Here is a 20,475-nt window from a genome sequence, read left to right as displayed (position 1 = left end):
CTATGAAATACAAAGTATTGCATAAGCAAGTGTTTTCCGTTGGCCATTTTGCTATTGTTCCTATTCGTTTTGAGGATAGGATGGCAATCATGAAATGGAGAAATGAACAAATTTATCATTTACGACAAAATAAACCCTTGACTGCTGAAGATCAAGAGAACTATTTTAACCAAGTGGTTGGTTCTCTTTTTGAACAAGAATTCCCGAATCAAATTTTATTTTCTTTTCTGGAGCATGGCGTTTGCATTGGTTATGGCGGTTTAGTGCATCTTAATTGGATTGATAAAAATGCTGAAATATCCTTTATTATGGATACTTCTCTCGAAAAGGAACGTTTTCATGAGATTTGGTCAGTTTATTTAGGCTTAATAGAACAAGTGGCTTTTCAAGATTTGAATTTGCATAAAATATATACTTATGCTTTTGATTTGAGACCGCATTTGTATAAAGTACTCGTATCTACCGGTTTTCAACAAGAAGCGGTACTGAAAGACCATTGTTTTTTTGAAAACAAATTTAAAGATGTAGTGATACATGCCAAATATAAAAGCAAACTGGAGCTAAGAAAAGCCAATAGTTCAGATGTAAATATTACTTTTGATTGGGCTTCAAATGAAGTCGTCAGAAAGTATGCGCTCACTAAAAATAAAATAGAATTTGAAAGTCATAAGTTATGGTTTAATGCTAAAATTAACGACCCAAAAGTTTATTATTACATTGCAATGGTTGATGAGAAACCTGTCGGATCTATTCGTTTTGACCAAGTGGATAGGGAAGCGGTTATCAGCTATTTGATTGATCCAAAATTTCATGGAAATGGTTTTGGAAAAAAAATAGTAAAAGAAGGTATAGAACACTTTAGAATGGATTCGCAAAATTATGCTATTGTTGGAATTGTTGAGAATGAAAATAAGGCCTCTTTAAAAATCTTTAGAGATTTAAGTTTTAAGGAGGAGTTTTTAAATGAAAATACCATAAAATTCAAACTACTATGAAGATTAAGAACTTCAATATAAATAAAGATTCACAGGTATTTATAATCGCTGAACTTTCTGCCAATCACAACGGAAGTTTAGAGACTGCCTTAGAAACAGTTCGTGCCGCCAAAAGAGCAGGAGCAGATTGTATAAAATTGCAAACCTACACCGCAGATACGATAACTATTGATTCCAAAAAAGAGGATTTTTTAATCAAAGGAACCATTTGGGATGGTAAGAATTTATATGAATTATACCAAGAAGCTTATACGCCTTGGGAATGGCATCAGATAATATTTGATGAAGCAGAAAGAAATGGATTGATCTGTTTTTCTTCCCCATTTGATAAAACAGCCGTTGATTTGTTAGAATCATTAAATGCGCCGGCCTATAAAATTGCTTCGTTTGAGATTACAGACATACCGCTAATTGAGTATACCGCCAGCAAAGGAAAACCCATTATCATGTCGACCGGTATTGCCACTACAGAAGATATCGAATTGGCTTTAGATGCCTGCCGAAGAATGGGTAATAACGACATCGCTTTATTGAAATGTACGTCAAGTTATCCGGCACCGATTGAAGAGGCCAATATGGTCATGGTTAAAGATTTTGCAGAACGTTTTGGCGTGATTACCGGATTGTCCGACCATACCATGGGTGCAACAGTTCCGGTAGTAGCCACTTGTTTTGGTGCCAAAATCATAGAAAAGCATTTTATTTTAGACCGTTCTATCGGAGGACCGGATGCTTCCTTTTCGATGAATGAGCAAGAATTTACAGCCATGGTAAAATCCGTTAGAGAAGCAGAAAAAGCGATGGGTGTTGTCGATTATCAATTAACGGACAAACAAGCCAAAGGCAAAGACTTTTCGCGCTCCTTATATGTTGTCAAAGACCTGAAAAAAGGAGATGTAATTACGGAAGAGCATGTCAAAAGTATCAGGCCGGGCTTTGGTTTGCATCCAAAATATTACAATCAAATCATTGGAAAAAAGAGTAATCAAGATTTAGAAAAAGGATCCAGAATGAGTTTGGATTTTTTAGATAACGATGCTACTTTGTAACAGAAATTAATTTAGGTAATAGAATGAAAAAAACGAATGTGTTTTTAGTGAGGACACAATACCATGTGTTAATGTCTGTCAATACTATTTTTAACAATTACAAAGATTGTAATAATATTATTTATTATCTCAAGGGAAGAATAATCAATGATTTTGACAGTCAAGAAGACTTTATGGTTTTTAAAGAACTCGAGAGAAACAAATTTGGAAATATTGACTTTGTTAACCAACTCAAGGAAATTAATCCTGAGCGTTTTTTCTTTTTCCAAGAAAACTGTTCTGAGACGTTGTTTATAATTAATAAACTGGCCAAGACTGATATTATAATTTCATTGTTGCAAGACGGAACCAAACCTTATCATCACTACAGAAAGAAAAGACTCTTATATTGTATACTCAGAGATACGCTCAATGATTATAAAGAAATGTTTAAGCGCAAGCAAGTCGCGCTGATTGGATTTCACAACAACTACAAATATGCTTTTTCTAAAGAAGTAGATGAAGTTTGGTTGAATTATCCGGAGAAGTACAATAACAGAACCCGTAAAAAGTTACTTCAATTGCCCTATTATTCTCAAGAATCAATAGCGTTTTCCAATAAATTGTTCCAGTTTAAAGTTGATTTTGATGTCGAATCTATTCTATATCTCGGTCAGGCTTGGAAACAAATTTATTGGGAGCGAGAAAAAGAAATATTTGATTACTTGATTAAAAAGTTTCCCAACAAAAAAATCATTTATAAATCGCATCCAAATTCAGAACCTGGTCAACTCGATTTGTACAATGACTATGAAAACATTATGATGATCAGGAACAAAATTCCTGCTGAGTTATATGTTTTAACCATGAAAAACACCATTATTTTGAGTGCGGCATCGACCTCTATGTTTGCTTATAATGAAACGTGTAAGTATTATTATACCTATAAGTTGTATCATTTTGGCAATATTTTTACCCAAGTTGATATCGGAAACCCAACAGATCATATCGTTAATATTGATGATTTGAATGAAATTGATTTTTAAATGTTAAAAAAAATTTACCATAAGTTTCAATCTAACGATTTAATTAAGACCGGTTCTTATTATAGTTTGTCGAGTACCATTAATAGCATTTCCAAAATGTTTGTCGGAATTGTTATTATGAAATGGTTGAATCCGTATGAGCTTGGTTTGTGGAACGCGGTGTCGATTTTTTTAGCCTATATTCCTTTTTTTCAACTCGGAATTCAAAATGGTTTGTCTATTGAATTACCCATATTGATGGGGAATAACGATAAAGATTATAAGAAGTATATATCTTCAGCACGCTGGTATTCTTATTTTGTTTCGACTTTGTTTATCGTCATTGGATTTCTCATCACACTTGGTTCTTTCTTTTTTACAGATAACTTAGACCTTACACTCGGCATCGGTACAATCTGTGTTATTGCGGCAAGCACTTCGTTAACATTACATTTGATTTCCACCTTTAGAACCTCAAAATCATTTGATAAACTAACCAAAATATATATTATTGAAAGTGTGTTAACGCTACTTTCAGCCTATTTTGTTTACAAATATCACTACTATGGAATACTGTTATTTAATATCATTGTAGTAGTTCAGCATACGATTTTACTATTTGTTTTCTCGCCATACAAGGACATAAAACCTGATTTTTCCAAAGATTTTTTGCAAAAATTGTTTAAGCGAGGTATGATCATCATGTCGTTTTACCAATTAAGAGTGTTGGCTCAAAGTTTTCCTAAATGGATTATACTGAGTATTGGTGGTGTACTCCAACTGGGATTGTTTTCACCTGCGATGGCATTAAAGGGAATGATGAATTTATTACCAAGTCAAATTAATCAATTCTTGCAACCACAAATGGGTTTTAAATACGGCAAGGAAGGAAAAGCGGCATTGCTCTGGCCTTATATGAGGAAAATGATTTTATTTTATCCTCTGATTTCTATACCGTTTTCAATAGTTGTTATTATTTTTATGCCTTACATAATTGAAACGTTTTTCCCGAAATTTGCCGCTTCTGTTTTTTCGATTCAAATTATGTCGGTTGCATTTATTTTTTCAAGTTATGCCACGACACACAACATTCTGTATACTTTAAAGGCTTACAAAGAGGCTTACGTTTTTCTTTTTTTCGAATTATTGGGTTATGCCGTTTTCCCAATTCTGTGTTACCTGGTATTTGATGTGGATTTATTGAGTACTATATCAATAGGAATTCTAATAAATTACATATTTTTATATTTCTTTAATTATTTTTTGTTGAAGAAAGTGCTTTTTTTAGAAAAGTATAATACCAAAATTACCACTAAATAAAAAGTTATGAGAAGCAGTATTGTACCCAAGTTACTTTTTGTTTTTGTTTGGCCGCTCCCAACAATTATTAGTGTCTTTAAAGATTTAAAATCGAGATATTTACTTTTATTTTTCATGTTTTTTGCAGCGTTTGTTGGGATTAACATGTTTAATGCACCTACTTCTGACATGTATAGGTATGTGACTCGTTCGGTGTATTATAAAAACACATCTTTGGTAGAAATTTTTTTGGAAAAAGATTTTTTTTATCCGCTTCTTTCCAAAATAATTAATTCCATCTCAAGCGATTTTTATTTTATTACCGTCTGTTTTACAACAATTTATTATTTTTTATTTTATAAGTGTATTAAAGTAATCTCTGATAATTTAGATCCAAATTACAGAGCATATATTCCTTGGTTTTATGTCTTAGCATTGTATACTGTTCTTCCTTTTACAGTTGTTACAGCATTTAGATACAATTCGGCTGTAATTTTTTTTACGTGGTGTTTGTTGGAATATACTTTAAACGGTAAGAAGAAATTTTTGTATATCATTTTATTAACGCCTTTTATTCACTTTTCATTTCTGTTTTACACCATTTTGCCTTTCGTTTATTTGGCGATCAAGAATATGAAAAGAAGAACCAATATTGCAATCTTATTATTTGGATTGTCTTTTGTGTATTCTAACTCTAATCTTTCTAGTGTGGTTGATACTTTTTCCAAGCAGTATCTTAGAGAGAGTATCTCCAATCAAGTGGATGCCTATGCTTCCGAAGAAGGCATTGAAAGCAACGACCAGCGATATGCAAAAGCGGTAAAAGAAGGTTCTGCCCGAAGAGCTATAAATAGAGGAATAATTACTTATTCTAGACAAATTTTAATGTTTAGTTTGTTGTTTTTTATTCTTAAAAGGAAAAAATTTTTAGCACAGAATAAGTTTTATGAAGATATGTTGATAATGGCTTTGTTGTCATATTCATTGACTAATTTTGCTTCTTCAGTCCTGCATGGAAGTCGTTTTTTCTCTGTCAGCAATTTTTATTTTTATTTTGTATTATTTTTTATGATTGCTTCTACCAAAGTTTCTTTTGAGCAAAACAAAGCTTTCTTCTTGAAAAATAAAACATTCTTTCATTTCATAAGCCTGCTCATCGTATTAAACTTTATAAATTTTACCTATATGGCGAAGACCATTTTTAATTTCCCGAATCTTATTTTTGGAAATTGGCTGTCTTCTTATTTTTTAATTAGCGGATAATGTATCGCATGAGCTTTATGTTTAAGTAGATGAGAAATGATTGGTTTTATAAAATATAGTTAGGCGAAACGTATAAGGAAAATGGTAGAAATTTTAAAAAATATCTTATTGAATTCTAAAGGATTCAAGTCCAAAAGAAAAATCTTAGTCATCGAATCCGATGATTGGGGTTCGGTTAGGATGCCTTCAAAACAAGCCTTTGAGAATTTATTGAAAGCCGGTGTCAAAGTGGATCAATGTGGTTACAATACTTTTGACAGTCTGGAATCAGTACAAGATTTTGATGCTATCTTTAATCAGTTGAATAAAATTAAAGATAAAAACGGCAATTCTCCAATTATCACAGCCAATACTATCGTCGCCAATCCCGATTATGAAAAAATAAGAGAAGGCAATTTTGAAAATTATTATTTTGAAACATTCGATCAATCTTACAAAAGGCACCAAGGAGCTAACCATACATTGGATGTAATCAAACAAGGAATAAAAGAAAAATTATATTTCCCACAATTGCATGGGCGAGAGCATATTTTTTTGAATAATTGGATGGGCGCTTTAAAAAATGGCGATTCAGCAACCAGACTGGCTTTTGACAACCAAGTTTATGGATTGAGTACTACCATAACTTCCACCAAAAGAAAAAGTTTTTTAACAGCACTTGATGGTAATAGTTTGGAGGAATTAGACGCACACGAGTCAATACTTTTGGAAGCGCAACACATTTTTAAAGAAAATTTTGGTTTTCCTTCAACTTCATTTATTGCGGCTAATTATACTTGGCATCCCAATCATGAAGTTTTTTTGGATAAAATAGGCGTAAATACCATTCAAGGCGGTAGAGCTCAAAAAGTGCCGGGCAATCACGAAGGGTATCAAACCATCAAGCATTATATGGGAAATCGTAATGGTTTAGGACAGATTTTTTTAATTCGAAATGCCGGTTTTGAACCAGCTACAAGACCAAATGTCAATTGGCATCAAAAAATTTTAAACGAAGTCAAAGCTGCTTTTTTAGTTGGAGCACCGGTTATTTTATCATCTCATAGGGTTAATTTTATGGGTGGCTTGGATGAAAAAAACAGAGAGCGTAATTTGAAATTGTTTGGTGAGATACTTAGCGATTTAGTAAAAAGATACCCCGATATTGAATTTATGAATACAGAGGAATTGTCTAACTTTATAAGAATTTCTAAAAAATGAGTTATGATATTTTAGTTTGCGGAGATTTTTATGTTGGTCCACATGCCGGAGGAAGACTTGATGCTGTTGTAGCCAATAAAGAGTATGCTTTATTGTTTGGTGAATTGTATGAAGATTTGAAAGCATCGAATTTATCCATTGTGAATCTTGAAGGACCGGTAGTTAGCTCCGGAAATCCATCTCCTAAAACAGGTCCTGTGATTTCTATGAAGCCTTTAGTAATGGAAGCTTTACTTGATGCAAATATAAATTTAGTGACTTTAGCCAATAATCATATAATGGATTTTGGTATCGAAGGATTCAAGGAAACTTTGACAAGATTGGATGAGTCTAATTTAAATTTTGTCGGTGCCGGGCTTTCTAAAACTGCCAAAAGAAAGCCATTTATAACAGAGATTAAGTCAAAAAAAATTGCCATAATCAACGTTTGTGAGCATGAGTGGATTTCTGATAGCAATAGTGAATCGGGTGCCAACGGAGTTGATGTAATTGAGAATTTTTATCAAATTCAAGCGTTGCGTTCCACCACAGATTTTATCATTGTGATCTACCATGGCGGCAATGAATACCATCCGCTTCCCACTCCGGATATGAAAAAAATATTTCGTTTTTTTGTAGACGCCGGCGCTTCAGCGGTGATTGGGCATCATACCCATACCTTTAGCGGTTATGAGAAGTATCATGATTGTCCAATTTTTTACAGTCTTGGCAACTTTATCTTTGATAGCAATAAAAAATCGAAAGGCGAAAATTGGAATACCGGTGTTGCCATCGGATTAAATGTTATCAATGACCAATTAGATTTCCAAATCATTCCGTTTTTACAAAATGATAAAGAAATAGGCATAAAAAAATTAAAAGCCCAAGCATTGCAAGATTTTGAAGTTAAGCTAAAAAAATATAACGAAATCATCAATGATGATCAAAAGTTACAAGAAGAATATAATAGATTTGCCGGAAAAATGGGGTTGCAGTATTTGGCATTTATAAATCCATACGAAGGCAAGTTGAGTTCTTTATTTAAAAAAGGCATACTTCCCTCAGTGTACAGTAAAAAGAAAATATTATTATTACTCAATTTAATAAGATGTGAATCTCATAAGTATTTGTTGGAGCATATATTAAAAGAGAAGATTAAAAAACACTAAAAAGTAATTCATGAGAATCGCAATACATGATAATCCGGGCTCTTTTGCTTCAAAATGGATAGAATACTGTAAAGACAATAGCATTGATTTTGCCATTGTAAACTGTTATGATTCTGATATTATGGAACAAATGAAATCATTTGACATTTTATTATGGCATCATCAACAGTCCAATCCAACGGATTATTTTATGGCCAAAAAATTATTGGAAGCTTTAGAATTTTCCGGTAAATTGGTTTTTCCTGACCACAATACCAATTGGCATTTTGATGATAAGGTAGCCCAAAAATACCTTTTTGAAGGGTTAGATATAGCAACGCCTGAAAATTATGTTTTCTACGATTTAAAATCTCTTAAAAAATTTGCTAAAACCAGTTCCTATCCGATTGTTTGGAAGTTAAAAGGCGGTTCCGGAAGTAGAAATGTAAAGCTGGTTAAAAGCGAAAGCGAGCTGATTGCCATTGGCCAAAAAATGTTTGGAAGCGGCATAAGAGAATATGATGCTGTCGATGGCATTAAAGAAGCTATCAGACGTTATAAAATGGGTAAAAAGAAAATGATTGATATTTTTAAAGCCATAGCCCATTTGGTTTACCCTGTAAAATATGAACGGATGAGCGGCAAGGCTTGGGGTTATGTTTATTTGCAAGAGTTTATTCCCAATAATGATTCTGATTATCGGGTTATTGTTATTAAGGACAAGGCTTTTGCAATAAAAAGGTACACGCGACCTAATGATTTCAGAGCCAGTGGCAGCGGTTATATTGAATACAAAAAAGAGTTGTTTGATGATGAGTTGTTAAAAACTTCTTTTGAAATAGCGTCAAAGGTGAAAACTCAATGCATAGCGTTTGATTTTGTTTACCGAGACGGAAAACCTTTACTGGTAGAAATGAGTTATGGTTATCGAAAAGAAGGCTATTATGCTTGTGAAGGCTATTGGGACAGTAGTCTGAATTGGCACGCAGGAAACTTCAATCCTTATGAATGGATTATTGAAGATTTAAAAGAAACGTTTTTGAACTTAAAGAAGTAATCTTGAAAGAAGTAATTTTAGTTTCTCCAAAATTAGGAATAGGCGGTATTCAAAGAGCAATGACCAATTTGGCCAATTGGTTTGTAAATAATGGATACCAGGTTACTTTAGTTTCTTGTAAAAAAGAACCTCTTTTTTATCCTCTAGACCCAAAAGTAACTCTAATTACACCTCAAAAAGAACATCCCGGAAATCAGGGCAATATTATTTTTCACTACATCAGGATTATTTTTTATTTAAGAAAAGCCTTTAAAGCCAATTCCTCACAACATATTATTTCATTTGGAGATGTTTTTAACCCATTGACTTTGATAGCGAGTATTGGCTTAAAAAAGAAGGTGCATATTTCAGACCGAACGAGTCCTGATTTTAAGTTCAAATGGTATGTCTCTTTCTTAAAAAAAATTACTTATCCTTATTCCACTACTTTTGTAGCACAAACTACGAAAGCTGCCCAATGGAATGAAAAGAAATTTGCAAACAAACTCAATATTAAAGTAATTCCCAATCCGATAAGAGAAGTTATTGTCGATACTACTATAGCTAAGGAAAAGACATTGCTTTATGTCGGCCGATTTGCTTGGGAAAAAAACCCTGAGGCCTTAATTAGAGCATTTTCTATGATTGAAAATAGGGAAGGATGGCAATTAGTAATGTTGGGAGACGGACCGTTACTTCCTGCCATGAAATCATTAGCCTCGGGATTAAAATTAGGAGACAATATTCAATTTGTCGGACAGGTAAAAGATGTTGATTCCTATTTTTCCAAAGCATCTTTGTATGTTTTGCCTTCTGTATTGGAAGGATTTCCCAATGCTTTGTGTGAGGCAATGGCAGCCGGATTACCATGCGTTTGTGTGGAAGGAATTCCTTACGAAGATTTAGGAACAAAAGGGGTAGATTTTTTAGTGGCAAAACGAGATGATGTTATCGATTTATCATCGAATATCAACCACTTATTGCAGTCAGAATCACTAAGAATGACTATGGGTAAAAATGCTCAATCTATTAGAGAACGACTGGCATTGCCGATAATTTTTACTAAGTTTGAAGAAATCCTGAATTAATAACTATGAATTTATTACTTCGATTATATTACAGTATTCCTAATTTTCAAAATCAATCCGTTTTGGGTAAAATTTTGAATAGAAGTATGGAGAAAGTTCTAAAAACATGGTTTGATTTTTACTGTCCTATTTTTTTTAAATTTACTTCAAAGAATACCAAATATACTCTCCAAACGAACACCTCTGAAAAAAGACCTAGTGACTTAATTATCGCCAGTCTGACCAGTTTTCCTGCCAGAATAGAACATACTTATTTGAGTGTTGAATGTATATTAAGACAATCTCTTCACCCTGATAAACTAATACTTTGGTTGGCCAAAGAGCAATTTCCTGAAGGTTTAGCTTCATTGCCAAAAAAGTTGTTGGATCAGACCAAGCGTGGTTTAGAAATTAGGTTTTGTGATGATTTGCGTTCTCATAAAAAATACTATTACTCTTTAATCGAGTTTCCTCAAAGTAAGGTGATTATGTTTGATGACGATTTATATTATTACAAGGACATGATTAAAGATTTAATGGCATTACACCTAAAATATCCCAATAAAGTAATTGCTTCACGGGCTCACTTAATCAATTTCAAAGAGGGCTCAATACTTCCATATTTGCAATGGACACATAATTACAATGAAGAAAAGCCCTCAATATATTTACACCATACGAGTGGCAATGGAACATTATTGCCCGGCAAAAATATTTTTGACCAAACGGTATTTGATAAAGATTTAATTTTTAAACTGAGTCCCAACTCTGATGATGTGTGGCTTAAGATGAATTTGATTCGACTTCAAGTTGAGGTGGTTACCAATGCCAAATACAATAAAGATCCTATCAGTGTGAAGTCCACGCATAAAGTTTCCCTGGTATCAAGTAATTCATTTAAAGGTGGAAAAGACAAACAAATTAAGGATTGCATAGACTATTTTGATTTAAAATTTAATTGATTATTTATGAATTTAATTACATTACTTAGAAAGTCATATGTAAACTACAGAGGTTGGTCAACCCATAAAAAAATCGTGGTCATTGAATCCGATGATTGGGGAAGTATTCGCATGCCAAATACTGAAACCTATCAAGCACTGGTCAAAAAAGGAATTCCGGTTGATAAAAACAGATATACCAAGTTTGACTGTCTTGAAACACCTGATGATTTGAGCGTTTTGTTTGAGATGCTCAGTTCCCATAAAGACGCTAATCAACAACCCGCAACTATAACTGTAAACTCATTACCTGCCAATCCTGATTTTGATAAAATTAGAGCAGACGATTTGAAAACCTATCATTATGAATCAATATTTGATAGTTACCAAAAGCATTCTTCTAAGGAAGCAATGGTTGGTTTATGGAAGCAAGGAGTTGAACAAAATATTTTTTACCCTCAGTTTCACGGCAGAGAGCATTTGCATCCTACCCGATGGATGAAAGCTGTCATGACCTGTGAAAAGGAAAAGATTTGCTTTGACCATGATGCGATTCCGGGGATTAATTTGGGAACATCCAATAGGATAAATTACTTAGCCGCATTTGATTATTACAATGAGCAGGAAAAGTCAACTATTGAAACAGATTTGATTGATGGACTTCAAATGTTTGAAACGGTATTTGGATTTCAATCGAAATCATTTATTGCTTCTCAATCCATCCGAGGGAATCACATCAATGCTATATTAGCCCAAAACGGCGTTAAGTATCATCAAAACGCCCAACAATTGTTGCCTTATCTAGAAGATCCAAAACATGGTATAGTTAATAAATACTGGGGTTTTAAAGATGAGAGCGGCTTGCTTTATTGGAGAAGAAATGTGACTTTTGAGCCTAGTAAAAATCAAAATTTGGATTGGGTTGATTTGTGCATGGCAGAAATTAACAATGCTTTTACTTTTGGTAAACCCGCTGTTATCAATTCGCATAGGGTCAATTTTATTGGTCATCTTTCCAAAAAAAATCAATCTGATTCAATTAAAGCTTTAGATGCGCTTTTGAAAGCAATTGTAAAAAAATGGCCTGATGTCGAATTTATGAACAGCCAACAATTAGGTGAATATATGAGCAATACAAAAAATGAATAAAAAATTAGTACTCGGAATTACCGCTCCCGGAAGTGTAATTTTAATAGCGGGTCAAATGCGTTATTTTAAAGCTTTGGGTTATGAAACTTATTTGATGGCACCGAATCACCAAAGGGTGACGGATTACTGTCAGCAAGAGGGTTGTGTTCATTTGCCGGTAGATTTAGAACGTGAAATTTCCCCTGTTAAGGATATTAAAGCATTATTTCAGGTGATCAAGCATTTGCGAAGGGTAAAACCCGATGTAGTGAATTTTGGTACACCAAAAGTAAGTTTGTTAGGAATGATTGCGGCAAAGCTATTAGGGGTTAAAAACAGGATTTATACCTGTCGGGGTTTTCGTTTTGAACATGAAACCGGATTGAAAAAAACAATACTGGTTACCATGGAAAAAATAACCGCACGTTTTGCACATAAAATCATTTGTATCAGTAATTCAGTTAGGGATTTAGGTATTGAAAATACTATTTTTTCAAAAGAAAAATCTTTAGTAATTCACAAAGGAAGCAGTAACGGGATTGATTTGGAAAGATTTAGTCCAAGTCAAATTAACGCGACACAAATCTCAGCTTTGAAAAACGAACTAGGATTGAATGAAACTCATTTTGTGTATGGTTTTGTGGGAAGATTAATTGACAGAAAAGGAATTAAAGAACTGTATGAGGCTTTCGATAATTTGTATGCAAAGAACCATTCTTCTAGATTATTGATTGTAGGTCCGATTGAAAAAAGCCAAATCGCTGATTTGAGTTTAATAGAAAAAATGGAACAACATCCCGGAATTTTATTGGTGGGCACCCAAAGCAATGTCCCGCTGTATTTGTCGGTAATGGATGTTTTTTGTCTGCCTGCTTGGTGGGAAGGTTTTGGCAATGTATCAGTGCAAGCTGCTGCGATGGGATTGCCTGTCATTGCTACTGATGTTACCGGAAGTAAAGATGCCGTTTCCAAAGATTTTAACGGTTTGTTGATTCCCGCAAAATCAGTCAAGGATTTACAAAATGCGATGGCTTTGTTAGAAGAGAATCCGGAAAAAAGAAAGGAATTAGGGATGAATGGTTTCATTTGGGCCAAAAACTTTGACAGCAAAATGATTTGGGATGGAATGAATGCGATTTATTGCTCAAGGGAATAGCAATCCTGTCTTTTGATTTTACCTGTTCACAAAAATAGATTATTTCAAAATAGAGCACAACTGGAATTAGTGCTACAAGAAATTTAAATTATAAATACATTTACAAACGAGTTATAAGTGATTTAATTTTATTTACTCAATGCGTTCGGCATACTTAAAATTATAACACATTTTTTTCACCATAAACAAAAGGCTTAGTAATGCTCTTTAATTCACTAGATTTTCTGCTTTTTTTTCCTCTGGTATGTATACTCTTTTTTGGGTTCCCAACAAAATACAGATGGCTGTTGTTGTTAGTAGCAAGTTGCTATTTTTATATGTATTTTATTCCAATATACATATTGATTTTGGCTGGTACTATTGTAATCGACTATTTTGCCGGTATACTCATTGAAAACAACCAAGGAACAAAACGGCGGTTTTATTTAATAATGAGTTTGTTTGCCAATATATTGGTTTTGGCCGTTTTTAAATATTATAATTTCTTCATAGAAAATATTGAAGTTTTACTTGCGGCTTTAGGCAGTAAAAGCAATTTGCCTTATTTGTCCATTTTGCTGCCGGTAGGTTTGTCATTTCACACTTTTCAGGCGATGAGTTACACCATAGAAGTATACAGAGGAAATCAAAAAGCCGAGAAACATTTTGGAATCTATGCGCTGTATGTAATGTTTTTTCCTCAACTTGTTGCCGGACCGATTGAAAGACCACAAAATGTCTTGCATCAATTTCACGAAAAGAAATATTTTCTGTATGAGAACTTTGCCAAAGGGTTCAAACTCATTATTTGGGGTTTTTTTATGAAAGTAGTGGTGGCCGATCGATTAGCACTTTATGTGAATGCGGCTTACAATAATGTAGACAATCACAATGGTTCAACGCTACTGCTAGCAACAGTCTTTTTTTCCTTCCAAATCTATTGTGACTTTGCCGGATACTCATCCATTGCCATTGGTACAGCAAAAATTATGGGTTTTGATTTGATGACTAATTTTAACCGACCTTATTTTGCCAAAACCATTTCTGAATTCTGGAAAAGATGGCACATTTCTCTTAGTACTTGGTTTAGAGATTATTTGTACTTGCCGCTTGGTGGTAATAAAGTATCCAGAAACAGATGGTATTTCAATTTGTTTTTCGTCTTTTTGGTCAGCGGAATATGGCATGGCGCCAATTGGACGTTTTTTATTTGGGGCGCATTAAATGGAGCCTATTTAGTCATTGCCATTGTCACTCAAAGGTATCGCAACAAATTTAATGACGCTACCGGATTATCAAGGAACAGAACTTTTTTTACCGCAATACAAATCATTACGACATTTATTCTGAGTTCATTTGCTTGGATATTTTTTAGAGCTAATAATGTTCAGGAAGCTTTCACGATTGTAGAAAAAATAGGAACCGATTTGTCCACCGATTTATTTGTAAAATGGGATGTGTTTTTTGGGGTGTTTATTGGGTTGTCTGTTTTGATTTTAAAGGAGTTCAGGGATGAGTTTTTGCTGAACAAACTTTCGTTTTTAAAGAAACCAAATGTGAGTATACTATTTTATGCCTTTATCGTGGCACTGATATTATTAATGGGCGTTTTTGATGAAGGGCAATTTATTTATTTCCAATTTTAAGTCTAGATGAAAAGAGAAAAAAGGATTTCAATTCTGAAAAAAGCACTATTGTTTGTGATTGTATTAGTCACTATTGATGTGTGTTCCGGTTTTATTTTTGACTCATTGTATTCAAATTCTAAATCGGGAGTTGCTTATCAAGAGAATCAAGTATTCAATAAAACAAATGATAGTATCTTGATTTTCGGATCTTCAAGAGCTGCGTTTCATTACAAACCGGATATTATTTCAGAAAGAACCGGTCTGACTTGTTATAATGCCGGGAGAGAAGGTATGGGGATTTATTTTCACTATGCGGCACTTTTAGCAACCTTAGAGCGATACAGCCCTAAAGTAGTCGTTTTGGATTTAGACTTTAGAGATGTTTATGATAGAGGCGGCAATTTTGGTGAAGATGTTTTTAGTGATTTAGCACCTTTCTACGGAAAAGTTAATGCAGAATTTGATAATTACATCAGTAGAAACTGGTATGATGGTATTTTTTACCGTTCCAATTTACTGAAATATAATAAGAAATTTTTTAACATACTTACGGCCAATGTTGTTAAAAATAAGGACAACTTCAAAGGATATATCCCACTAAAAGGAGAATGGAATGGAGAAGACAAGGTATTGAAAAATGATACTTTTACCATTGGACCTGAGTTGATTAAAACAATAAATCTATTTATCACTAAAGCCCAATCAAAAAATATTAAAGTTATTTTGGTGATTTCACCAACGTTCAAAAAAATAAAACCGGAGTTTTTTACTATTGCCAATGAAATAGCTGCCCAAAACAAAGTCAAGTTGGTTGATTATTCTAATGCAGAAGAGTTTGTAAGTCAAAAAACTCTTTTTCATGATTCGGAACATTTAAACGATAAAGGCGCTTTACTGTTTTCAAAAGAAGTGGCCAAGCAAATCAAACCTTGAGATTGACAATTTCAAAAGACTTTTAGGTTTATTACTTTTCAAGAATAATATTAATGTTAGTATTCCTTTTTTTGCTTTTGAATGATAATTTTTATACCTAGTTTAGCAACATAAAATAAGAGAACAAATGGAAAAAGAACTTTTTGAACAATTGGAAGATATTTTAGAATTGGATCCTGGAACGGTATCACTTACAGACGCTTTCAGAGATTATGACAATTGGGATTCTATGGCTAATCTTTCGGTAATCGCAATGCTTGATGACTCTTTTGGCGTTCACATTGCCTCGCAAGATTTTAAAAATCTGATTACAGTAGGTGATTTGGCTGAAGAAGTTAAAAAAAGAATGGCCTAAAGATTTATTCATTTGATGGTAATACTTCAATGATAGTATGAATTCACTTTTCAGTTTAAATAATAAGACAATTTTGGTTACCGGTGCTTCCTCGGGCATCGGTCGTTCTGTTTCCGAAATGTTAGCCCATCAAGGCGCAACCGTAATCATGACTGCAAGAAATGAAGAGCGTTTACAAGTCACATTACAATCATTACCCAAAGGAAACCACCAATATTTTTCAACTGATTTAACGTCTGATGAAGCTATTAAGGAATTAGTAGCCCAATTGCCGGCTTTGGATGGCATCATATTAAATGCCGGTATGGTCAAAACTGTTCCGGTACAATTTATCAAACGGGATGACCTGAATTATATGTTTGATTTGATGCTGCACAGCTCTATTTTGTTACTCCAACAACTTTTAAAAAGTAAAAAGCTTAAACCCGAAGCCTCGGTATGTTTTATCTCTTCGGTAGCTTCTCAAAAAATAACCATAGGGAATGCTATTTACAGTGCTGCAAAAGGCGCTTTGAATTCGTTTACCAAATCTTTAGCGTTAGAAGTAGCGCCAAAGCAAATTAGGGTTAATGCGATTTTACCGGGTATGGTGCAAACAGCCATTTTAGAATCCGGTACCATTTCTGAGGAACAATTGCAAGCCCATTTAAAAAATTACCCTTTAGGTCGATTTGGTCAACCTGAAGATATTGCCGGTTTAACCGTTTATTTGATGGCCGACGTTTCCAAATGGATGACCGGAAGCCTTCTGACTTTAGACGGCGGCTACACCTTGAAATAAATTATGAGAAACTTAGTAATAATTGGAGCCAGTGGTTTTGCCAGAGAAATGTACGATTTGGCCTTGGCTTGTTATGGCAATCAATCCGATTTCAGCATTAAAGGATTTCTGAGTGATAATCCATCCAATATAGAAGAATTAGGCTATCCGCCGGTTTTGAATACCGTAACCGATTATGAGCCTGTTGATGGCGATGTTTTTTTCTGCGCCATAGGAAACTTGTACCACAGAAGAAAAACAGTCGAAATCATTTTGTCGAAAGGCGGGAAATTTATCAATCTGATTCACCCGACAGCCATTGTTTCTCCCAGTGTAAAATTGGGAATAGGAATAGGCATCAAATCATTTTGTGTTTTAGCCAGTGATGTTACCGTTGAAGATTTTACTTTTTTGCAAAGTTCTGTAATTATGGGACATGACGTTCATATTGGACGCTTTTGTCAAGTAAATTCGTTTTCATTTTTTGCCGGTTATGTTCGTGTACACGATATGGTTTCCATCAATGCAGGTGTCAGAATTATACAAAATATAGTGGTCGAAGAAGAAGCGGTTGTCGGTATTGGTAGCGTAGTTTTGCGTCGTGTGAAAAAAAATACTACCGTCTTCGGAAATCCTGCCAAACGAATAGTAATGTAGGTTAATAAACCCTTAAATATGTCTTTTTACCATTTTAATAACGTCAAAATTTCAGGTATAGCCTCGGCTATTCCAAAGCAAGCACGTTCGGTAGATTTGCAAACAGCTTCTGATTTAGGTTATGCCGCTGCTACCAATTTATTGGAAACCAAAAGCATAGACCGAACCCAGCTGGGATTCATCATTTTTCTGACCAAAACACCCGATTACAGAAGTCCGGCTTCCGCTATAGTGTTGCAACACCGTTTGCAACTTCCGAAGGATTGTTTGGCTTATGATATCAACTTGGGTGCGGTTGGCTTTATCGCCGGATTACAATTGGGCTGTTCTTTATTAAATGGTTTAAATACCACAAAAGGATTGGTGATTATAGGCGATACTAACAGCAAGCAGATAGCCGAAAACAACCCGATTTTTGACCATTTTGGTGATGCGGCAACGGCTATTCTTTTAGAAAAAGAAGAAGCTTCACCAATTCATATTCAGTCATTTTCTCAAGGGGATGCCTACGAGACTTACATAATTCCCGGTGGTGCTTTTAGAACTAATGAAAAGCGAGAAACTTATGACTTGTCAAGCCTTCCGACTGCCGGAACGTTTAACCAATTGAATTATGACAAGCAAAGAATGCATCAATTCTTTGCAGAAAAAATACCAAGTGATTTGACCGATTTTATGGTTAAATCTAATGGACAAATTTCCTCTTATGATGTGTTGGCTTTCCAACAATCTAATGCAGAAATGAATCTGGAAATTATTAAAAACGCAGGTTTTGATCAATCTCAATTACAATCCAATTTTAAAAATTTTGCCGATTGCTCCGGTTCGTCGATACCCTTATTGATTTCGGGTATCAATGAGAGAAAAAGAATTTTAGCTTGTGCTTATGGCGAAGGATTATCTTGGGGTTTTGCCGATTTTTATTTGGAAGAAAATACGGTTTTACCCTTAATTGAAACCGATGACTATTTTGCAGAAGGTTTTGTAACTCATGAAATTTAAGCTATGCTGACAGGACAATTTCAAAATATTAAAATAGCAGGCTTATCAGTAGCAGTACCAATGGATAAAGTTCCCGTTGAGCTTTTTTATGATGTTTTCGGTGAAGAGAATGTGGTGAAATTTAAGGAAATGACCGGAGTTCATTCGGTTTCGAGAGCAAAGCCTAAACAAACAGCTTCCGATTTAGGTTATGAAGCCGCGGAAGATGTTTTGAATAAATCTGAACTTTCTAAAAAAGATATCGGGATTCTAATTTTCGTAAGTCAAAAACCGGATTATCGTGTCCCTTCGACTGCTTTTGTACTTCACAAACGTCTCGGGCTTTCCGAAAATTGTTTGTGCTTTGATTTAAATTTGGCCTGTTCCGGATTTATTTTCGGTTTGCAAACGATACTTTCCTTGTTGGAGAATTCGAGTTCAAAAGCCGCTTTGCTCATTACCGGCGATACTTCGGTGAAAACATTGTCGCCTCATGACCGAACAATGGTGATGCTTTTTGGCGATAGCGGTTCGGCCACTTTACTCGAAAAAACGACGGTTCCAACGCCAATCAGCTTGGCTTTTCGCACTGATGGCGATCGTTTTAAAAGTATCATTACACCATCAGGCGCTTACCGAAATCGTTATGCGCCAAAAGAGCGCGTGGCTTGGAGTGACGGTATTTTGCGTTCCGATTATGATACCCACATGAAAGGGATGGATGTTTTTGGTTTTTCGATTACTGATGTGCCTTTGTTGATGAAAGACTTCCTGACTGTTCAAGAAAAAACGCCCGAAGACTATGATTACTTCATTCTGCATCAGGCCAATAATTATATTTTGAAGCAGTTGTCTCGAAAATTGAAAATTCAGACCGAGAAAATTCCGGTTTCGTTAGATCGTTTCGGGAACAACAGTAGTAACTCGATTCCGTTAGTATTAGCAGATCATTTCGGATTAAAAAAGCAAGGGAATATTAAGATATTTATCTGTGGTTTTGGTGCAGGTTTGTCATTGGCTTGCGGTGATTTGACCATTGATACGGCTGTCATTAATCCATTAATTGAAACCGATTCTTACTATAAAGAAGCCTATTGATTTTGAGATGGCCGTTTGTTTTATAGGTAAAAACGGCTTACTTTTACCACTTAATTTATTTTAATAATACAGCCTAACAGATATACAAAAATGAATGTCTTAGAAAATTACAATTCTGTTTTTAGTTCCGTTTTTAATGTTGATGAATCGGTGTTGAGTGATGATTTCAGCGCTACCAGTGTTGATAATTGGGATTCTATTACCCAATTGAGTTTGGTTACCGCCATGGAAGATACTTTTGATATTATGCTCGATCCGGAAGATATTTTGAACTTTAAATCGTATGCAGTTGGTAAAGAAATTGTCGCCAAATATGGTGTAAACTTCTAAAATTATTTTTATGAAGAGCAATAGAATTTTGGAAGGCAAAATTTGCTTAGTGACAGGAACCAATCGCGGCATCGGGAAATCGATTGTGGAAAGATACGCCGAAGAAGGTGCTATTGTTTTTGCGAATGCCCGAAAAGAAGCTTCCTTAGACGATTGGGCAAAAGACTGTTCGGAAAAATACAGCACGACTGTAATTCCGCTCTATTTTGATGTCACTGATGCTATTGCTTGTAAAACCGCAATTCTGAAAATAAAATCGGATTATGGTCGTATCGATGTTTTAGTTAACAATGCGGGAATGGTTACCTATGAATTGTTACCAATGATTGATTTTGACAAATTGAGAACGATGTTTGATATCAATGTCATTGCGATGATTCAGTTGGTACAGCTCGCTTCTCGTGTGATGTCGCGTCAAAAAAGTGGCTCGATCATTAACATGTCGAGCATCGTTGGTGTGCAAGGTGTTAAAGGTCAGTTAGGTTATTC

General features: G+C 34.5%; 21 protein-coding genes. All 21 read left to right on the top strand.

The genetic code is table 11. The features are described from left to right. Positions 1–2 precede the first annotated feature (2 nt). Positions 3–995: a GNAT family N-acetyltransferase gene (locus B3C16_RS05940; protein WP_291129814.1), complete on the top strand. Its 993-nt coding sequence runs from the start codon at positions 3–5 to the stop codon at positions 993–995. Next, positions 992–2,044: a pseudaminic acid synthase gene (gene pseI, locus B3C16_RS05935; protein ID WP_121312928.1), complete on the top strand. Its 1,053-nt coding sequence runs from the start codon at positions 992–994 to the stop codon at positions 2,042–2,044. Before B3C16_RS05940 ends, pseI begins: the two co-directional genes overlap by 4 nt. Before the next feature lie 23 nt (positions 2,045–2,067). Continuing rightward, the gene (locus B3C16_RS05930) at positions 2,068–3,069 is read left to right on the top strand and encodes a polysialyltransferase family glycosyltransferase (protein ID WP_121312929.1); all 1,002 of its coding nucleotides are present in this window, start codon (positions 2,068–2,070) and stop codon (positions 3,067–3,069) included. Then, positions 3,070–4,368: a lipopolysaccharide biosynthesis protein gene (locus B3C16_RS05925; RefSeq protein WP_121312930.1), complete on the top strand. Its 1,299-nt coding sequence runs from the start codon at positions 3,070–3,072 to the stop codon at positions 4,366–4,368. A gap of 6 nt (positions 4,369–4,374) precedes the next feature. Next, positions 4,375–5,610, top strand: a complete 1,236-nt coding sequence (locus B3C16_RS05920) for an EpsG family protein (RefSeq protein WP_291129808.1) — start codon at positions 4,375–4,377, stop codon at positions 5,608–5,610. An 81-nt stretch (positions 5,611–5,691) separates the two neighbouring features. Beyond that, the gene (locus tag B3C16_RS05915) at positions 5,692–6,810 is read left to right on the top strand and encodes a hypothetical protein (RefSeq protein ID WP_291129806.1); all 1,119 of its coding nucleotides are present in this window, start codon (positions 5,692–5,694) and stop codon (positions 6,808–6,810) included. Further along, on the top strand, positions 6,807–7,958 hold the full coding sequence (locus B3C16_RS05910; RefSeq protein WP_291129803.1) for a CapA family protein: 1,152 nt from the start codon (positions 6,807–6,809) through the stop codon (positions 7,956–7,958). The genes B3C16_RS05915 and B3C16_RS05910 overlap by 4 nt, the downstream gene beginning before the upstream one ends. 10 nt (positions 7,959–7,968) lie before the next feature. Further along, complete coding sequence (locus B3C16_RS05905; RefSeq protein WP_291129801.1) at positions 7,969–8,994, top strand: ATP-grasp domain-containing protein; 1,026 nt, start codon at positions 7,969–7,971, stop codon at positions 8,992–8,994. A gap of 2 nt (positions 8,995–8,996) precedes the next feature. Continuing rightward, positions 8,997–10,061 (top strand): glycosyltransferase, encoded by a 1,065-nt coding sequence (locus B3C16_RS05900; RefSeq protein WP_291129799.1) that lies wholly within the window; start codon positions 8,997–8,999, stop codon positions 10,059–10,061. Between the two features lie 86 nt (positions 10,062–10,147). Further along, on the top strand, positions 10,148–11,002 hold the full coding sequence (locus B3C16_RS05895) for a hypothetical protein (RefSeq protein ID WP_291129797.1): 855 nt from the start codon (positions 10,148–10,150) through the stop codon (positions 11,000–11,002). 6 nt (positions 11,003–11,008) lie between these two features. Continuing rightward, positions 11,009–12,130 carry a polysaccharide (de)acetylase gene (locus B3C16_RS05890; RefSeq protein WP_291129796.1) on the top strand — a complete coding sequence of 374 codons (1,122 nt, stop codon included), beginning with the start codon at positions 11,009–11,011 and terminating at the stop codon, positions 12,128–12,130. Beyond that, positions 12,123–13,265: a glycosyltransferase family 4 protein gene (locus B3C16_RS05885; protein ID WP_291129793.1), complete on the top strand. Its 1,143-nt coding sequence runs from the start codon at positions 12,123–12,125 to the stop codon at positions 13,263–13,265. Before B3C16_RS05890 ends, B3C16_RS05885 begins: the two co-directional genes overlap by 8 nt. Positions 13,266–13,582: 317 nt before the next feature. Next, a complete protein-coding gene (locus B3C16_RS05880) occupies positions 13,583–14,890 on the top strand; it encodes an MBOAT family O-acyltransferase (RefSeq protein WP_199717111.1) in 1,308 nt (435 codons plus the stop codon). Between the two features lie 6 nt (positions 14,891–14,896). After that, on the top strand, positions 14,897–15,805 hold the full coding sequence (locus B3C16_RS05875; RefSeq protein ID WP_291129791.1) for a hypothetical protein: 909 nt from the start codon (positions 14,897–14,899) through the stop codon (positions 15,803–15,805). A gap of 127 nt (positions 15,806–15,932) precedes the next feature. Beyond that, positions 15,933–16,160: an acyl carrier protein gene (locus B3C16_RS05870; protein ID WP_291129789.1), complete on the top strand. Its 228-nt coding sequence runs from the start codon at positions 15,933–15,935 to the stop codon at positions 16,158–16,160. A 37-nt stretch (positions 16,161–16,197) separates the two neighbouring features. Continuing rightward, positions 16,198–16,941 carry an SDR family NAD(P)-dependent oxidoreductase gene (locus tag B3C16_RS05865; RefSeq protein WP_291129787.1) on the top strand — a complete coding sequence of 248 codons (744 nt, stop codon included), beginning with the start codon at positions 16,198–16,200 and terminating at the stop codon, positions 16,939–16,941. 3 nt (positions 16,942–16,944) lie between these two features. After that, positions 16,945–17,577, top strand: coding sequence for a NeuD/PglB/VioB family sugar acetyltransferase (locus tag B3C16_RS05860; RefSeq protein WP_121312943.1), 633 nt, complete (start codon positions 16,945–16,947; stop codon positions 17,575–17,577). Between the two features lie 18 nt (positions 17,578–17,595). Beyond that, positions 17,596–18,579 (top strand): 3-oxoacyl-[acyl-carrier-protein] synthase III C-terminal domain-containing protein, encoded by a 984-nt coding sequence (locus B3C16_RS05855; RefSeq protein ID WP_291129784.1) that lies wholly within the window; start codon positions 17,596–17,598, stop codon positions 18,577–18,579. A gap of 3 nt (positions 18,580–18,582) precedes the next feature. Next, the gene (locus B3C16_RS05850) at positions 18,583–19,656 is read left to right on the top strand and encodes a 3-oxoacyl-ACP synthase III family protein (RefSeq protein WP_291129781.1); all 1,074 of its coding nucleotides are present in this window, start codon (positions 18,583–18,585) and stop codon (positions 19,654–19,656) included. Between the two features lie 90 nt (positions 19,657–19,746). Next, positions 19,747–19,986 carry an acyl carrier protein gene (locus B3C16_RS05845; protein ID WP_121312946.1) on the top strand — a complete coding sequence of 80 codons (240 nt, stop codon included), beginning with the start codon at positions 19,747–19,749 and terminating at the stop codon, positions 19,984–19,986. 10 nt (positions 19,987–19,996) lie between these two features. Beyond that, positions 19,997–20,475: SDR family NAD(P)-dependent oxidoreductase (locus B3C16_RS05840; RefSeq protein ID WP_291129777.1), on the top strand; the 479-nt coding region annotated here is incomplete at its 3' end.

It is taken from the genome of Flavobacterium sp. UBA7682, assembly GCF_002482945.1.
In the GTDB taxonomy this organism is placed as follows: domain Bacteria; phylum Bacteroidota; class Bacteroidia; order Flavobacteriales; family Flavobacteriaceae; genus Flavobacterium.
This window is presented reverse-complemented; position numbering and strand designations above follow the sequence as displayed.

Coding starts and splice junctions, on each gene's coding strand:
- B3C16_RS05940 (WP_291129814.1), top strand. CDS start 3: ATGAAATACAAAGTATTGCATAAGCAAGTGTTTTCCGTTGGCCATTTT.
- pseI (WP_121312928.1), top strand. CDS start 992: ATGAAGATTAAGAACTTCAATATAAATAAAGATTCACAGGTATTTATA.
- B3C16_RS05930 (WP_121312929.1), top strand. CDS start 2,068: ATGAAAAAAACGAATGTGTTTTTAGTGAGGACACAATACCATGTGTTA.
- B3C16_RS05925 (WP_121312930.1), top strand. CDS start 3,070: ATGTTAAAAAAAATTTACCATAAGTTTCAATCTAACGATTTAATTAAG.
- B3C16_RS05920 (WP_291129808.1), top strand. CDS start 4,375: ATGAGAAGCAGTATTGTACCCAAGTTACTTTTTGTTTTTGTTTGGCCG.
- B3C16_RS05915 (WP_291129806.1), top strand. CDS start 5,692: ATGGTAGAAATTTTAAAAAATATCTTATTGAATTCTAAAGGATTCAAG.
- B3C16_RS05910 (WP_291129803.1), top strand. CDS start 6,807: ATGAGTTATGATATTTTAGTTTGCGGAGATTTTTATGTTGGTCCACAT.
- B3C16_RS05905 (WP_291129801.1), top strand. CDS start 7,969: ATGAGAATCGCAATACATGATAATCCGGGCTCTTTTGCTTCAAAATGG.
- B3C16_RS05895 (WP_291129797.1), top strand. CDS start 10,148: ATGGAGAAAGTTCTAAAAACATGGTTTGATTTTTACTGTCCTATTTTT.
- B3C16_RS05890 (WP_291129796.1), top strand. CDS start 11,009: ATGAATTTAATTACATTACTTAGAAAGTCATATGTAAACTACAGAGGT.
- B3C16_RS05885 (WP_291129793.1), top strand. CDS start 12,123: ATGAATAAAAAATTAGTACTCGGAATTACCGCTCCCGGAAGTGTAATT.
- B3C16_RS05880 (WP_199717111.1), top strand. CDS start 13,583: ATGTATTTTATTCCAATATACATATTGATTTTGGCTGGTACTATTGTA.
- B3C16_RS05875 (WP_291129791.1), top strand. CDS start 14,897: ATGAAAAGAGAAAAAAGGATTTCAATTCTGAAAAAAGCACTATTGTTT.
- B3C16_RS05870 (WP_291129789.1), top strand. CDS start 15,933: ATGGAAAAAGAACTTTTTGAACAATTGGAAGATATTTTAGAATTGGAT.
- B3C16_RS05865 (WP_291129787.1), top strand. CDS start 16,198: ATGAATTCACTTTTCAGTTTAAATAATAAGACAATTTTGGTTACCGGT.
- B3C16_RS05860 (WP_121312943.1), top strand. CDS start 16,945: ATGAGAAACTTAGTAATAATTGGAGCCAGTGGTTTTGCCAGAGAAATG.
- B3C16_RS05855 (WP_291129784.1), top strand. CDS start 17,596: ATGTCTTTTTACCATTTTAATAACGTCAAAATTTCAGGTATAGCCTCG.
- B3C16_RS05850 (WP_291129781.1), top strand. CDS start 18,583: ATGCTGACAGGACAATTTCAAAATATTAAAATAGCAGGCTTATCAGTA.
- B3C16_RS05845 (WP_121312946.1), top strand. CDS start 19,747: ATGAATGTCTTAGAAAATTACAATTCTGTTTTTAGTTCCGTTTTTAAT.